The 14,991-nt window shown below is 74.8% G+C and carries 10 protein-coding genes and 3 pseudogenes; 5 read left to right on the top strand and 8 right to left on the bottom strand.

Annotation, left to right across the window (positions count from 1 at the left end; translation table 11 throughout):
- Positions 1 to 30: 30 nt before the first annotated feature.
- Positions 31 to 2,841 carry a LuxR C-terminal-related transcriptional regulator gene (locus Sco07f_RS11325; RefSeq protein ID WP_108987750.1) on the bottom strand — a complete coding sequence of 937 codons (2,811 nt, stop codon included), beginning with the start codon at positions 2,839 to 2,841 and terminating at the stop codon, positions 31 to 33.
- A gap of 281 nt (positions 2,842 to 3,122) precedes the next feature.
- Here Sco07f_RS11325 and Sco07f_RS11320 point away from each other — a divergent pair, with 281 nt between their 5' ends.
- Together Sco07f_RS11320 and Sco07f_RS11315 are read left to right on the top strand one after the other, a co-directional pair.
- Positions 3,123 to 5,576, top strand: coding sequence for a helix-turn-helix transcriptional regulator (locus Sco07f_RS11320; protein ID WP_159106945.1), 2,454 nt, complete (start codon positions 3,123 to 3,125; stop codon positions 5,574 to 5,576).
- The gene (locus Sco07f_RS11315; RefSeq protein ID WP_159106944.1) at positions 5,573 to 8,149 is read left to right on the top strand and encodes a helix-turn-helix transcriptional regulator; all 2,577 of its coding nucleotides are present in this window, start codon (positions 5,573 to 5,575) and stop codon (positions 8,147 to 8,149) included. The genes Sco07f_RS11320 and Sco07f_RS11315 overlap by 4 nt, the downstream gene beginning before the upstream one ends.
- On the opposite strand, the pseudogene Sco07f_RS11310 reads toward Sco07f_RS11315, so the two are convergent.
- From Sco07f_RS11310 to Sco07f_RS11300, 3 genes and pseudogenes are all read right to left on the bottom strand, one after another.
- A pseudogene (locus Sco07f_RS11310) lies at positions 8,106 to 8,618 on the bottom strand (ATP-binding protein). The gene Sco07f_RS11315 and the pseudogene Sco07f_RS11310 overlap by 44 nt on opposite strands.
- Before the next feature lie 189 nt (positions 8,619 to 8,807).
- Positions 8,808 to 9,308: a cupin domain-containing protein gene (locus Sco07f_RS11305; RefSeq protein ID WP_108987747.1), complete on the bottom strand. Its 501-nt coding sequence runs from the start codon at positions 9,306 to 9,308 to the stop codon at positions 8,808 to 8,810.
- 102 nt (positions 9,309 to 9,410) lie between these two features.
- Positions 9,411 to 9,917: a nuclear transport factor 2 family protein gene (locus Sco07f_RS11300; RefSeq protein WP_087789044.1), complete on the bottom strand. Its 507-nt coding sequence runs from the start codon at positions 9,915 to 9,917 to the stop codon at positions 9,411 to 9,413.
- 124 nt (positions 9,918 to 10,041) lie between these two features.
- Here Sco07f_RS11300 and Sco07f_RS11295 point away from each other — a divergent pair, with 124 nt between their 5' ends.
- Positions 10,042 to 10,947 (top strand): LysR family transcriptional regulator, encoded by a 906-nt coding sequence (locus tag Sco07f_RS11295; protein ID WP_108987746.1) that lies wholly within the window; start codon positions 10,042 to 10,044, stop codon positions 10,945 to 10,947.
- Positions 10,948 to 11,008: 61 nt separating this feature from the next.
- Here Sco07f_RS11295 and Sco07f_RS11290 read toward each other — a convergent pair whose 3' ends face one another.
- Together Sco07f_RS11290 and Sco07f_RS40560 are read right to left on the bottom strand one after the other, a co-directional pair.
- Positions 11,009 to 11,695 carry a maleylpyruvate isomerase family mycothiol-dependent enzyme gene (locus Sco07f_RS11290; RefSeq protein WP_108987745.1) on the bottom strand — a complete coding sequence of 229 codons (687 nt, stop codon included), beginning with the start codon at positions 11,693 to 11,695 and terminating at the stop codon, positions 11,009 to 11,011.
- Positions 11,696 to 11,749: 54 nt separating this feature from the next.
- A pseudogene (locus Sco07f_RS40560) lies at positions 11,750 to 11,866 on the bottom strand (ATP-binding protein); the annotation flags it as partial.
- A gap of 206 nt (positions 11,867 to 12,072) precedes the next feature.
- Here Sco07f_RS40560 and Sco07f_RS11285 point away from each other — a divergent pair.
- On the top strand, positions 12,073 to 12,906 hold the full coding sequence (locus Sco07f_RS11285) for a helix-turn-helix domain-containing protein (RefSeq protein WP_218030732.1): 834 nt from the start codon (positions 12,073 to 12,075) through the stop codon (positions 12,904 to 12,906).
- Positions 12,903 to 13,142 carry a DUF397 domain-containing protein gene (locus Sco07f_RS11280; RefSeq protein ID WP_087789048.1) on the top strand — a complete coding sequence of 80 codons (240 nt, stop codon included), beginning with the start codon at positions 12,903 to 12,905 and terminating at the stop codon, positions 13,140 to 13,142. Before Sco07f_RS11285 ends, Sco07f_RS11280 begins: the two co-directional genes overlap by 4 nt.
- Here Sco07f_RS11280 and Sco07f_RS40555 read toward each other — a convergent pair.
- Positions 13,127 to 13,285: pseudogene (locus Sco07f_RS40555) on the bottom strand (transcriptional regulator); the annotation flags it as partial. The gene Sco07f_RS11280 and the pseudogene Sco07f_RS40555 overlap by 16 nt on opposite strands.
- A 182-nt stretch (positions 13,286 to 13,467) precedes the next feature.
- On the bottom strand, positions 13,468 to 14,991 hold the full coding sequence (locus tag Sco07f_RS11265) for an IucA/IucC family protein (protein ID WP_087789049.1): 1,524 nt from the start codon (positions 14,989 to 14,991) through the stop codon (positions 13,468 to 13,470).

Genomic DNA, 14,991 nt, shown 5'->3' with positions numbered 1-14,991 from the left:
GTGCACCCGTCCGGTCCCGCCGGCCACCGGTCACAGTCGGTCGGCGAGCACACCCGTGCCGAAGGCCGCCCTGCCCGCCATGCGGCGCACCGCCGGGACCAGCCCGGACCTGCCGTCCACTTCGAGCCGCTGGTACAGCCTCGTGAGGATCTTCTCCACCGCGCGGCGGGTGACTCCGAGCGCGTCGGCGGCGTCCTGGTTGGTGTGACCGAGAGCGACCAGCGAGGCGACCCGCCACTCGGTGTCGCTCAGATTCCCGCAGGCCACCGGTGCGCCGGGCGGCAGCGGCTGCCGCACCTCGGTCCAGCGCCCCAGCACCGCCTCGCCCGTCGCCTCCGCGATCCGGTCCGCCTCCGCGAGGACCTCGTCGGCTCCCGGGCGCCCGGCCGCCCGCATCCGGTTGCCGTACGCCGTCAACGACCGCCCCAGTTCCAGCTGGTTGCGGCTCGTCCTGAGTACGGCGACGGACTCGGAGAGCAGGGACAGGGCGTAGCGGCCGCGCACCACGGTGCCCCACATGCGCAGGATCCGGCCGAGCGCGCCCGGGGCGCCGAAGCGCCGCGCCCGGTCGCAGGCGTCGGCCAGGAGGCGGAGCGCGGCCTCCGGATCGCCGAGGCGGAGCAGCAGGGGCACGCACCACAGGTCGACCGGGAACAGGACCGGGTTGCACCAGCCCGCGGCCTCCGCGCGACGTGCCGCGTCCTGCAGGTCGGCCAGCACGACGGGCAGTTCGCGTTCCGGGGTCAGGGGAATGCGCAGCACCCGCAGGGCGAGCCGGCACACCGGCTGCCCGGCGCCCGGTCCCTGGACCAGCCGGTCGCGCAGCCGTTCCGCCAGCCAGGCGTCACCCGTCTCGACTGCCACGGAGGTCAGGCCGAGCACCGACAGCCAGTCGTGATCCTCCAGTGCGTCCACCGACGGGTCCTGGCCCGGGTCGCGGGAGGCCGCGCAGGCCCTGCGCGCGTCCGCCCGTGCGTCGGCGGACCGGCCCGCGTGCAGGGCGGTGAGCGCGCGCCAGCTCAGCACCGCCGTGCGCAGCCGCCGGTCGCCGCGCCCTCGCGCCGTCTCGAGTGCCATGTCCAGCCAGCAGTCGGCCGGTTCGCCGGTCTCCGCGACGGCCGCGCAGGCGATCGTCAGCGCACAGGCGGCGTACCGGGAGACCGCCGAGGCCGGTTCGTGCTCCAGCAGCCACCGGGTGCGCCGGGCGACCTCGTCGGACCGGAGCCGTCCGCTGTGTGTTCCCGCGAAGACCAGGACCGCCGTGAGTTCCCGCAGGGCCGCTTCGTCGGGCCCGGCGTCCGGGTCCGGGGCGAGGCTCCGCAGCCGTTCGGCGGCCTCGTCGTGGGCCGCCGGGTCTCCCGGGCCCGCCAGCCGTACCCGGGCTTCCAGCCGCGGCCCGAGGTGCCGTGCCCGCGGCGTGCCGGGGGCCGTCGCGGCGGCGGTACCGGCTCCCTTGCCGGCCGCGGCCGGCGCCTGCTCCCCGGCCCCGACGCCCGTGCCGGCCGCGGCCGGTATCCGCCGCGCGTGCCCGGCACCGGCCGGTTCCAGCAGCTCGGGGACGGCGTGCGGGGCGGAGAGGAACAGGGTGAGCGGTACGCAGGAGACGACCGCGGCGCGCTCCTCCACCGTGCCCAGCAGGGGCAGGGCCTGGCCCACGTGCCGCAGCATCGCGGAGGTGTCGGCCTCGCGTTCCACGTCGGCGAGGGCGGTCAGCAGGTCGCCGCGCCGCGGACTGTCGGGCGGGAACTCGCGCAGGGCGCGGCGCAGGCCCCGGACGGCGAGCGCGTCGTCGCCGAGACGCCACAACTCGCAGGCGGTGTCCCGCAGCAGTCCCGCGGCACCGGTCCAGTCGCCGGGGCCGACCTCCATGACGTGGCGGACCACGCGCTCGGCCGGTTCTCCCGCGACGTACAGCAACTCGGCCGCCCGGCGGTGCAGTCGGACCCGGTCGGTGAGCCCGACGCCCTCCTCCGCGGCCTCCCGGACGCAGTCCCACAGTACGGGCGGTGTCCAGCGGTCGGCGGCCCAGCCGAGCGAGGCCAGGGCTCCGGCCGCCCGGTCCGCCTCTCCCGGGTCCAGCTCCGCCAGGCGGGCGAGCACGTGCGTCTGTGCCCGGCCGCCGAGGAGTGCGGCGCAGGCGGCGAGACGGCCGACGGAGTCCGGGTGCCCGGTCAGGGCCGCGGCCACGCGGGAACGCAGCCGCCACGGCGCGGGCCGGGCGCGGGCGAGGTCGAGCAGGCGTGCGCGGGCGGGGCGTTCCGCGTGGTCCAGCCGCTCCAGCAGGGAAGCGACGAGGGCCGGGTTGCCCTCGGTGGCGCGGTGCCAGGCGCGGACCTGGCCGTCGGAGAGCACATGACCGTGCCCGCCGAGCAGCGCTCCCACGCCCTCCGGGCCGAGCGGTCCCGTGCGGACCACGTGGTCGGCGCGGTGCAGGACGTCCTGCACCCCGGACGTCTCGGTGGCGAACTCGCCCTCGCACACGGCGGCCACCAGGAACAGCCGGCCCTGCCCCGGGTCGTCGAGCAGCGCGGACAGCGCGGCCAGGGCGTGCTCCCCCGCCCACTGCAGGTCGTCGACGAGCAGCACGAGCGGACGGACGGTGGGGTCGGGAAGGGGTGCGGCCGGGTCGCCGAGGGACAGTCCGCGGGCCAGCCGGCTGCCTCGGGCCCGGCGTACGACGCAGCCGGCCTGTTCGGCGTGGGCGGCGACCGCGTCGAGGAAGGCCGACCGTCCCGTACCCGGCGTCCCGGTGACCGCCGTGAGCACCGTCCCGTCCGCCCCCATGCCGTCCAGCGCACGCCGGACCGTGTCGAGGCCCTGTTCCCGCTCCAGGAGCCGCACGGAGCCTCCGTTCACCGGCCGAGCCGGTCGGTCGTGGGGCGCCACCCGGTCGGCCCCGGCGAGCCGTCTGGACACATGGGCACGGGAGCGCCAACAACAACGCACATCGCTGTCATATCGTAAGGATTATGTGGTCGAGACGATCGAACCCGGCGCATCCGTATCCCTCGTTACCAGTGTTCCGCTCTTCCCGGACCGGGGCTTTCGCGGGGCCGACCGCGCCGCACGGGCCGTCGGCCTGCCCGGTCCGGGGCCAACACCGCGGCGCGCGCTGTGTGGTGGTGCTCGATCCGCCCGGCCACTCCTCGATGGCCACCGTCACCCACCACGTCAGCACCGCGTACGGACGGGAGGCGAATGTGCGGCGGGTGGGCTGCCTGCCCGAAGCGGCCGGCACGGAGCACGCGGTGCTGCGACGCCTGCTCGGAGCGCCGCCCGCCGGCCACGGCGCACGGTACGCGCCGCACACGGTGGTCTGCGGTCTGCTGGCGCGGGGGCCGCTGGTCCTCGCCATCGACGACGCGCAGTGGTGCGACGAGGGCACGCTCCGTTTCATCGACGAGTTGATGCGCTCCTCCCACCACGAGACGCTGACCGTACTGCTGCACCTTCCGCGCGGAGTGCCCACCCCCGCGGCGGCGGCCTTCCACGAACTGGCGACACGGGACTACTGCACGGTCGTCGACCCGGGCAGCCCGCGGCCGGCCGGTACGACCGCGCCGGCCTCCGAGGACGTGGCCGAACTGGCCCGCCGCGAGCCCCGGCTGCTCGCCGTCGCGCGGGCCGCGGCGGCGCTCCACAGCACCGAGCCCGACCTCGTCGGCGCCCTGGCCGGCCTCCCGTCCCAGACGGCCGACCGCCTCCTGGAGGAGGCCGGGACACGCGGCCTCCTCCCCGGCCCCCTGCCCGCCCACGGGACCCGCCTTCTGTGGGACACCCTCTCGGAGAGCGAACGGCAGCGGTGGTACGCCCAGGCCGCGGAGATCCTCAACGACGCGGCCGCACCCGTGGAACAGGTCGCCGACCTGCTGCTGGAGCAGAGCAGGCTGGACCGTCCCTGGATGCGTACCGTCCTCAGGGAGGCGGCGGCGGCTTCCCGGCACCACCGTCCGGCCGCCGCTGTCGCGTACCTCACGCGGCTCCACGCCGCCGGCACCGAGGACGCCTCCGTCCGCCTGGATCTGGCCGAGGCACTGGTCGACATCGATCCGTCGGCGGCCCGCGGTCACCTCGCCCACCTCGCGGACGCGCCCTCGGGCACGGTGGACCCGCCGGTCCGGGAACACGCGGCCGGCCTGCTCCGGCTCGTCGCCCTCATGCTGCACGAATCCCCCGACGGCCCCGCCGCGCTCGGCACCCTGCTGCGGCGGACGGCCGCCGGAGGACCGGACGTACCACCGGCCGGGCCGGCCGCGCGGGACACGGGCACCACCGCCGCCGCCGCGGGCCCCTCGTCCTCGACGCCCGTCCCCGCCACGCCCCTTTCGGCCACCGACCGGGAGCTGACCCGCCCGACCGAGCACCTGCTCCTCGCGGCACGCGCCCTGCGCACCGCGCTGACCGCCGACGGGCACGAGGCACGGGAGGCGGCGGTCGCCGACGCCCGCCGCGTCATCTGGTCCGGACGTCCGCACACGGCCTGGGCGGTGGTCGCCGCGGCGCGGGTCCTCACCCTGGCCGACGACACCGCGACCGCACTCGACCACTTGCAGCGGATCGTCGCGGACAGCGCCGAACGCGAGGAGTTGTGGGCGGAGTCGCACGCCGCCTCGGTGCGTGCCCAGGTACTGGTCGAAGCGGGCCGGGCGGCCGAAGCCGCCGAGGCCGCGGCGGCCGCGTCCCGTCTCGCCGAGGCGGAGGGCACGACGGGGGGAGGCCCGCTGGCCACGATCGCCCTCGTCCGCGCACTGGTTGCCCGGGGCGACCTCGACCGGGCGCAGGAGGCGCTGCGCCGGATCGACGGCCGGCGCCTCGACGACTGCGTCTGGGAACACCACCACCACCTGACGGCTCTGGCCCTGTTCGAACGCGGCCGCGGCCGGCCCGAACAGGCCCTGCGTCTGCTGGAGCGGTGCGGTGCGAGTCTCGACGCGGCCGGGGTGCGCAACCCCGTGCTCACCCTCTGGTGGCTGCACAGCACCGAGTTGCTCATGCTGCTGGACCGGCCGGGCGACGCCGCACGACGGGCGGAGCACGGACAGGAGCTGGCCGAGCGCTGGCTGACACCACGCAGCATGGGCCTGGGCCTGCTGGCCCGGGGCATGGCGGCCGGTCCCCGCGACCGCGTGGAGCTGTTCACCGAGAGCGCGCGCGTTCTCGCCCAGAGCTCCGACCGGCATGCCCACGCCCTGGCCGAACTCCACCTCGGCAAGGAGTTGCTGCGGCGGTCGGACCGGGGCGCGCAACCCCGGCTGCGCGCCGCCCTGGCGACCGCGGCACGGTGCGGCCTGGTCACCGTCGCGGACGAGGCCCGGCGGGCGCTCCGCTCGGCGGCGGACCGGCACGCCCCGGCCGCGCTCAGCCAGGCCGAACGCCCGGTGGCGGAGCTGGCGGCCGCCGGGAAGTCGAACCGGGCGATCGCGGACAGCCTGTGCCTGACCGCCCGCACGGTCGAGTACCACCTGACGAACGTCTACCGCAAGCTCGGCGTCACGGGTCGCGCGGGCCTGACGAAATGGTTCGCGGCCCACCGGTCGCAGCCCGCTTCCGCCCGGGCGCCCGGCGGCGTCTCGTGAACACGGCTGCCGTCACCCCTTGTTCGACCGGATCCGTCTCCGACCTCGTGGAGCGGTCCGACGAACTGGCCGTGTGGGAGCGGGCCGTGCGCCGGGCCGTGGACGGCGGGACCACGACCGTGGTGGTCCGCGGGCGCCCGGGTACGGGTCGCAGCGCCCTGCTGTCGGCGGGCGCCGAACTCGCCCGGCGATCCGGCCTGCACGTCGTGACGGAGCCCTCGCAGGCCGCCCCGGACACCGGACCGTGGGCGCTGTTCACCGACGACGCGTCCGCCGCTGCCGGGGCGGAGGCGGCCTGGTCCTCACCCGGAGCCTCCTCCCGGCCGGGGCCCGTGCTCCGGGCGCTCACCGGGGGGTGCGACGTCGCGCTCCCGCTACCGCTCGACGCCCAGCGGGGCCGCCGGTACGAACTGTCCCTGGGACCGCTGACCGACGACGGCGTGGGCGCGCTGCTCGTCCGCGCGTACGGCCGGGACGCGGTCGGCGGCCTGCGTACGGCCGCGACCGCGGCGACCGGCGGCAACCCGGCGGTCCTGTGCGCCGCGCTCCGGCGGTGGCCGGGCACACCGCCCGACGCGGCCGCGTTCGCCGCGCTCGCCGACCAGGTGGGACGGCACCATCTGCGGACGGTCCTGGCACGGTCCTCCGGACAGGCGTCCGCGTTCGTCACGGCGAGCGCGGTGGCCGCGGGCCACTTCTCGTTCCGCCAGGTCTGCGAACTGGCCGGGCTCACCCTGCCGGAAGGCGAACGCGCCCGCACCGAACCGGCGGTCGCCGGCCTGCTCGGCCCACTCGTCCGTCCCCGGGTGTACGACCCGCTGGTGGCGGAACGGCTGCTCGGCCTGCTGGACGCCGGCCGGCGCCGGGCGCTCCACGAGCGTGCCGTGCGGCTGGCGCGCGAGGAGGGCTTCGCACCGGAGGTGCTCGGGCTGCTGGTCTCCCGGATCTCGCTGGACGAACCCTGGGTGGCCGACGCGCTCCACGCGGCGGGGGCGGCCGCGCGACGGTCCGGCGACCACGACGCGGCGGTGGTCCTCCTGGACCGCGCACTCGGCCACGCCGCCGCGGCCCGCCCGCGTACGGAGACGCTGCTGGAACTGGCGAAGGCGCAGTGGGCGCGGCGGCCCGCGGCGGCCGAGCGCGCGTTCCGTCGGATCCTGCTGGAGGCCGGGGGCCCGGACCCCTCCGGGGCGGTGCCGTTCGCCGCCGACGTGCTGGCGATGCACGGCGGGGACGACACGACCGCGGCGCTCGGCGCGGCGGCCGCCCGCGCGAGGACGGGAGTGGAACGGCGGACGCTGCGCGGCCTGCACGTGCTGGCGGTGGAGGCCAGTCCGACGGGGTCGGCCCGCGTACCGGACCTCCCGTCCCCGGGCCCGTGGGAGGCCGGGGAGGCACCGGGCTTCGACGCGCCCCGCGCCGCGGCCGGGGCGTGGCGGCACTGTCTGGCCGGCCGGCGGATCGGCGAGGCCCGGCGACTGGCCGGAGCCGTGGTGATCCGGGCGGGCAGGGGCGGGCTGCTCACCCCCCGGCTGGTCGCCTCGCGTGTGCTGGCCGCCACCGAGGACGTGGCACCGGCCCGCGCCGAGTCGCTGCGGATCGCGGCCGAGGCCCGGCGGCGCGGCATGCCTCCCGTGGCCGGGCACGCTCTGCTGGACCTCGCCGAACTCGCCCTGCGCACCGGCGAGCCCGAGCGGGCCGGTCAGTGGCTGGCGGAGGCGACCGGCGAGGTGCCCCGGCGGGACTGGCATCCGCGGACGCTGTCCCGGCTGACCGCGGTGGAGGTGCTCGTCGCCGTGGAGACCGGAAGGACGGACCTGGCGGAATCGGTCCTGGCCCGCTCGGGCTGCCCGCCCGGCCGCGACGAACACGGTCTGGGCTCCGCCCAGTTGTTGTTCGCGCGGGGCTTCCTGTGCCTGCGCACCGGCCGTCCGTCCGAGGCGAGGGCCTACCTGCGCGAGTGCGGCCGGATGGCACGGGCGCTGGGCTGCGTCAACCCGGCCGTCCTTCCCTGGGCTTCGCACCTGGCCGTCGCGGAAGTGGCCTGCGCGGCCCCGGACACCGCCGCACACCTGGTCGCCGAGAGCCTCACGGCCGCCCGGTCCTGGGGTGCGCCGGGTACGGTCGGGGCGGTGCACCTGTGGGCGGGGCTCGCCCTGTCCGGCCGTGCGGCACTCGTCCACATACGGACCGCGCTGCGTCTGCTGGCCGACATGCCGCCCCGGCGCCTGTACGCCCGTGCGGTGGCGGCCCTGGCCTCCGGCCCGTTCGACACCGGACTGCCGCAGGAGGCGCGTCGCCTGCTCGACGAGGCGGTCGGGCGGGACCGTGCCTTCCCGCTCACGGCGGAGGTCGCCGCCCGCCTCGCCGCACCACGTCACTCGAACCGGTCCCGGCTGAGCCCGGCCCAGCTGCGGGTCGCCCTGCTGGCGGCGGAGGGGTGGTCGAACACGGCCATCTCCCGGGAACTGTCCGTCGGTGTCCGCACGGTGGAACTCCACCTGACGCACACCTACCGCGCCCTGGGCGTCAACGGCCGCTCCGACCTGCCGGTGGCACTGGGCCACCCGTGAGACCGGTCGCCACCGTCCGGCCGGACGCCCGGGCCGGCAGGTCCAGTTCCGCGCGGACCGTCTTGCCGACGGGCGACCGGTCGAACACACCTCACCGGTCGGCGAGCGCGTCCACGAGCAGCAGCCCCCGGCCGTGCTCGGCCTCCGGCGCGGCCGTACTCTCCGGTCCGCACGGCCGACGCTCCCCGCGACTGTCCGACACGTCGATCCGCAGCGTGTACGCGTCGAGCCGCAGCAGCACCTCGATGTCGCGCCCCGGCACCCGCCCGTGGGTCACGGCGTTCGCCGCCAGCTCCGCGACGAGCAGCGCGGCCGTGTCGGACACCGCCGAGCCGTACGGGACGCCCCACGCGTCCAGACGGTGCACGACGAGATGCCGGGCCAGGCGGGCACCTCTCGGGGTGGAGCTGAACCGCTGGACGAACACACGCGCGGTGACCGGGAGTCGGGGGGTGGAGGCTGGTCTCATGCCGCCCATCCCACCTGCGACGACGCCTCCCCACCAGATCGGCGACCCGTACGCACGGTGAGCGTACGGGTGCGGACGGTACGGGTCGGGCTGACCCAGGAGGAGTCCGCGCCACGACTCCCTGAGCCTGTCGCAGCAGATGCGAGAGGGCGTCACCGTCGGGCTCGGCTCCCGGGACGGGGAGGTCGGTCACGCAGAGACGTCCAGGGCGGCCCGCCAGACGGGACTGTCGACGTAGTGGTTGTCGAACCGCAGCGCGGAGGCGGCGATCTCCTTGGCGTCGGCCTCGCCACGCATCACCCGGCCGAGCAGGCGCAGGTAGTCGAACCGGCCCATGCCCGGCGTGAACACGAACAACACGTCCGCCTCACAGCCCGGCGCTGCGGCGAAGGCGTGCGGGGTGTGGGGCGGCACGGCCAGGAAGTCGCCCGCCTCCAGGACGGTGACCTCCTCGCCCACCAGTACCTGGAGGGACCCGCTGATCACGAAGAACAGCTCCGTCGCCTTGGTGTGGAAGTGGGCGGGTGCCCCCACGGCTCCCTTGGCGAACGTGGACCGGTAGCTGGTGAAGCCGCCGGCGGTGCTGTCGGAGTCGGCCAGCAGCGTCATCACACTGCTGGGGTCGGCACAGGTCTCGGCCTCGGCGTGACGGGTCAGCACCGGCCGTCCGCCGGCCTCTGTGATCTTCATGTCGCGTCCTTTCCAGTCCGGTGTAAGGGGAGTTGTGCGGGGAGTCGAGAGGGGCATGAGGTCTCCGGGTCGGGAGGCCGCCCTGGTGCGGTGGAGCAGGTGTCAACCGAAGATCACAGTGGGTTCGCCGGTGTACCAGGAGTTGTCGATGCGAAGCCGGCGGATGACCCAGCGGTCGCCGTCGCGGACCAGGTCGACGTCGTAGGGGTTCTTCAGCAGCGCGTGTGTGGCGGGGTCGGCGATGAGCAGGTGCTGGGCTTCCACCAGGGCGGTGAGCCGGGCGGTGTCGCCGTCGATGGTGATCCGCGTGTTGGTGATCTGGTGCGTGGTGTCCACCCGGCCGGTGAACATGGCCAGAATGGTGGTGACGATGGTGTCGCGCCCGGACATCAGCGGTGGCTCGGCCCCCCACTTGGAGGCGGCCGGGCGGAAGTCCAGCTCGGCGTCGGCGGCGAAGGCCGAGGCGAACAGCTCCTTGTCCTTCAGGTCCTGGCCCAGGCCGAAGCGGTGGAGCGCGTCGGTGATCTCCGCCCGGTCCCTGAGTTCCGCGACGGTCGCGGCGGCGTCGTGCGCGGGGGCGGTCAGGGCTCGGTCGTGAGTGACGTACATGATGTTCTCCTGTGCGGGCGAGGTGGCCTTTCAATGCCTCCGATCCTGCTGCGGTCCGGATGGGGCATCAATGCACGTCTGCGCAACGGCCGTTGAGCCTCGATTAACGATGGGAGGGCGCGGGATGCTGGAGCGGCACGAGCTGGAGGCGTTCCTGACGCTCGCCGAGGAGCTGCACTTCGGCCGCACCGCCGAGCGCCTGCACGTCTCCACTGCCCGGGTCAGCCAGACCGTCGCCAAACTGGAACGCCGCATCGGCGTCCCGTTGTTCAACCGCACCAGCCGCCGGGTAGAGCTGTCCCGGACGGGACGGCAGCTGTATGACGAGATACGCCCCGCCTGGGCCCGGATCACCGACGCCTACGAGCGGGCCGTCGACGCCGGGCGGGGGCTGACCGGGCTGCTGCGGGTCGCCTTCACCGGGCCGGCGGCGGGCCAGCTGTTGGCCGGGGCCACGCAGGCGTTCCGCACCGGGCACCCCGACTGCGAGGTCCAGATCAAAGAGGCGCACCTGCCGCAGGTCCTGCCGTGGCTGCGCAGCGGTGAGGTGGACCTCGCGCTGACCTGCCATCCGATGCACGAGGAGGGCATCGTCATGGGGCCGGTCCTGGTGCGGGAGGCTCGCATGCTCGCCGTGCCGGCAGGACACCCGTTCGCCCGCCGTGTCACCGTCTCCGTGGAAGACCTGGCCCGGGTGACCGTGCTGCAGATGCCCGAGACGCTGCCGGAGTCCCTGCGCCAGGACCGGGCACCGCGCCGGACCCCCGCCGGGAGACCGATCGCACTCGGCCCGTCGGCCTCGACGTTCAACGAGACGCTGACGCTCGTGGGCGCCGGGGAAGGGGTCTTCGCCGTCGGCGCCCACACAAGGCGCTACTCCGTCCGCCCCGACGTCGTCTACGTCCCCTTCGAGGACGCCGCGCCGGTGGACTGGGGCCTGGTATGGACCGCCGACGGTGCGACAGCCCGCGCTCGCGCCTTCAGCGAGGCAGCGCTCAGCCTGGTGCCGTCACCTGCGCCCAACCCCTGAGCTCACGACCGGCGACCCCAGCGTTCTCGGCGAAGCCGAGCCCTCTCCATCTTCCCGCCGTTCATCCGCGGGAGCCGTGCTCGTCGTCGTGCCGGCAGCGACCGCGGAGGAGTTCCACCCCGTCGCCATCCAGTTCGTCGCAGTACGTCGCCCGTCCGGTCATGGCCATCACCAGCGCCAGGGTGGGGCCGGACACCACGGGCCCGGAGCCGGTCGTGAACGTGCCGTCGTCCGCGGCGAGTCGCAACCCCGCGACGCGCTTCTTGGCGACCACCACCATGTCCGAGCCCTGGTAGTACTCGGCCACCCGTGTGACGACGTCGATCGGGTAGGCGTGACGGATGCCCAGCGGACGCCGTATGTCCTCTCCGTGGACGAGCGTCTCGCCCAGCATGGCGATGGCGGGCAGCGGCGGCTTGGTCGTGCTCGGGACGATGTGCCGGAACCGCGCGAGGGTCTCGGCCGGATCCGCGCCGAGCTGCTCCGCCAGCCTCACGGCCACCTGCTTGTCGAAGTCGAACCGGCAGCGGATCACCCCGGCCAGCCAGCGGACGGTGTTGAGGCTCGCACCCGCCGTGAGATGCGCCAGCACCTCGCGCACCGTCAGACCGGCGCACAGCGACGGCGTCGCCCACTGCGCCTCGGTCAGCTCCGCGAGATCGGCGGCCAGCGCCGCCCGCTCCGTACGGATCGACGCCCAGATGCCACTCCCGTGGCCGCGTTCCGCGGTCAGCTCCGGATCAGTCATGCGGGAGGGTCTCCTGTCGTCGGCGTGCGAGGGTGGTGATCGTGGAGGAGACTCTCATCCCCGCGCGAAGTCATCGCCCGCGAGTGATGTTTCGCCACGAGGCACCAGATCCAGCTCCGCGCGCACCGTTTTGCCTACGGGTACGCGGTCGAACACGCCCCACCGGTCCGACCGTTGCACGAACATACGCGCGGTGACGGGAAGTCGGGGAGCGGGGGCTGGTCTCATGCCGCCCATCCCACCTGCGACGACGCCTCCCCACCAGATCGGCGACCGGTACGCAGGGTGAGCGTACGGGTGCGGACGGTGGACAGTAGGAGTAACCGTCCGTGAGCATGGGCCCGTTGAGTGGGCGTGACGGGTGGGAGGTGTCCCGGATGACGGACGGTACGGGCGGGGCGGGTGAGCCGGAGGCCTCGGACAGCCTCAAGGCGTTCGGCGAGGTCGTCAAGGCGTTCCGCAAACGGGCGGGGCTGACCCAGGAGGAGTTCGCGCCGCAGGTGCGGTACTCGGTGCCGACGGTGGCGTCCATCGAGCAGGGGCGGAGGTTCCCACCGGTCGACTTCGTGGAGCGCGCGGAGCAGACCCTCGACGCCTTCGGCGCGCTGCGGGGTGCGGCACGGCACCTGTCGCGGCAACCGGGGCTGGCGAGCTGGTTCCGGCAGTGGGCGCGGTTCGAGGCGGAGGCGGTGAGTCTGTACACGTACGAATGCCGCCTCGTTCCGGGCCTGTTGCAGACCGAGGCGTACGCGCGCACGCTCTTCACGAACCAACTGCCGCCACTCGGTGACGATCAGATCGAGGCGCAGTGGGTGGCACGGGCGGAACGACAGCGCCTGTTGAGGGAGCGGCCGAACACGGCGTTCAGCTTCATTCTGGAGGAGCACTTGTTTCTGCGGCGCATGGGCGGTGCGGAGGTCACACGGGAGCTGATCGACCACGTGTTGGGACTGGCCGAGTTGCGGAACGTCGAGGTGCAGGTGATGCCCTTGGTGCGCAACGCCCACGCCGGTTTGGATGGCCCGATGCAGCTCCTGGAGACGCCCGACGCACGCTGGTTCGCGTACAACGAGGGTCAGCGCGGGGGGATGTTCGTCCCCGAGCGGAAGGAGATCAGCGTCCTCCAGATGAGGTATGCCAGGATGCGGTCACAGGCTCTCTCCCTCGACGACTCCCTGAGCCTGTTGCAGCAGATGCGAGGAGCCTCATGAGCACTATGGAACTGGTCTGGTTCAAAAGCTCGTACAGCAGCGGCGGCGACGGCGACTGCGTCGAGGTGGCCCTGTCCTGGCACAAGTCCAGCTACAGCAGCAGCGGCGACGGCGACTGCGTCGAGGTGGCCTCCTGCCCCGGCACGGTCCACGTCCGTGACTCCAAGGTGCGGCAGGGAGACCAGCTCGCCGTGTCCCCGGCGGCCTGGACCCGCTTCCTCTCGAACGCCTGGTAGGTCAGGGTCAGGGGGCCGACGTCCGGGTGGAGGAGGTGCTTGGCGTCCTGGGTCTTGAAGCTGCGGCCCACGGGGTCGAGGAACGTCATACGGGCCAGGTTGTCCGCCGGGTCGAACGGGGCGTAGAGGGCGTCGGCCAGGGCGGGGCCGCGCGCGGCGTGGGCAGAGCGGCCGTGGCGCTGCTCCACGCCCGCGGCGCCCGCGTCGTCGCCGTCGGCCTGCGCCCGACATCACCGCGCTGCCGGACGCGTACACCGCCGACGGCGGCTTCACCGCGGTGTGACGCCGGTCCGGCCCCGGGAGGTGCTGACCGGGGCCGGGCCGCTCATGCCTCGCACAGCGGGTTGGGCAGCGGCCGGTAGCGGGCGTCGGCACCGTCCGCGCCGGTCCAGCGGAGCAGGAGGTTGGTCTTGGCGGGGAGGGTGGGGGCGGCGAGCAGGGCCGGGATCTCGGGGAGGTCGTGGCGGGCCAGGGCGCGGCGGACGGCGGGCCAGGGGTCGAGGCCGGGGTGGTGTTCGGTGAGCGCGGCGGCGATCTCGTACAGGTGGTTGACGACCAGACAGTAGACCAGGCGCTCCCAGCCGGCCGCCCGGGGCGTGTCCGGCAGCAGTTTGACGCCCTCCGCGTCCCGGAAGAGGGCCTGTACCGGCATTCCGGCGGCGTCGACGGCGACCAGGGTGTTCTGGAGGTGCGCCTCGAGGACCACGCCGTCGTCGTCGAAGGCGGTCAGGACGGGCGGCACGACGGCGGCGAGGTACGCCTCCCACCAGGCACCGGGAGAGGTGGTGTCCTGAAGGGGGCTGCCCTCGAAGCCCTCCACGAGGGCGGCGGCGAGCAGCGGGGTGGCGCCCGGCAGGACGCGGCCCCGCAGTCCGTCCCGGACGACGACGGCCAGTTCCTCGAAGGCGAAGTCCGCGGTGCGGTAGCCGCGGTCGGCAAGCCAGACCGCCGGGGGGCCGATGGCGTCGAAGGCCTCGGTGACGGCGGTGTCGGTGCGGCGCAGCCTCAGCAGGTCGTGCCGCCACAGGCGCCGGATGTCGTTGGTGATCCGCACGTCGAGGCTGAACTTGAGGAAGAGGTCGGGGTCGGGAGCGTACAGCGTGCGGATCGCGGCGGTGGGCCACACGAAGAAGCCGGTCGTGCCGAGGCGCAGGAGCCGGCCGTCGGCGAAGGCCGGGGCGAGGGTGCCCGCGGCCAGGTCGAGCTGCCAGGGGTGGGCCGGGAGCACCCGGTAGCCGGGCGGGGCGCCGGCCAGGGCGTCCAGGGCCGCGGTGTCGCCCTCGTCGACGACCGTGTCCTCGCGCACGGCGAGCAGCGTCAGCGGGAAACGGGCGTAGGCCTCGGGCGCGTACGGCAGCCAGCCCGCCTGCGGGCCGCCGCCGCGGGCCTTGGGGGCGGGGTGGTGGGTGTGGCCGGTGACGAGGGCCTGTTCGGAGCGCAGGTACGGGTCCGCGGGCGGGGTGGCGCGGGCGCGGACCGCCAGCAGCGCGGCGACGGCGTCCCGGCTGTCGGTCATCTCGATGGGCAGTTCGTGGTTGGGCAGGCCGGTGTGGCGGCGCAGTTCCTCGGCGACGAGCTTCACCAGTTCGGTGTGGCCGACCGGGTGCCAGCCGCCCGCCGCCGTGCCGACCTCGGGCCCGGCGGGGCGGCGGCCGGGGCGGACCCGCAGCAGTCTGCCGCCGGGCAGCCGGTAGACCGGGCGGGGGCCCGGGTCCGGCAGGGGTTCGGCCACCTCGCGCAGCAGGCAGTTGAGCAGCGGCACCGCCGCGTAGGCGTCGGCGCGTTCGGCCGCGCTCTGCGGGGCGGCGTCGGCGCCGATGTGCGGGGGGAGGAAATCCACGCGTTCCAC

Source organism: Streptomyces coelicoflavus (assembly GCF_003112555.1).
Taxonomy (GTDB): Bacteria; Actinomycetota; Actinomycetes; order Streptomycetales; family Streptomycetaceae; genus Streptomyces; species Streptomyces coelicoflavus.
This window is presented reverse-complemented; position numbering and strand designations above follow the sequence as displayed.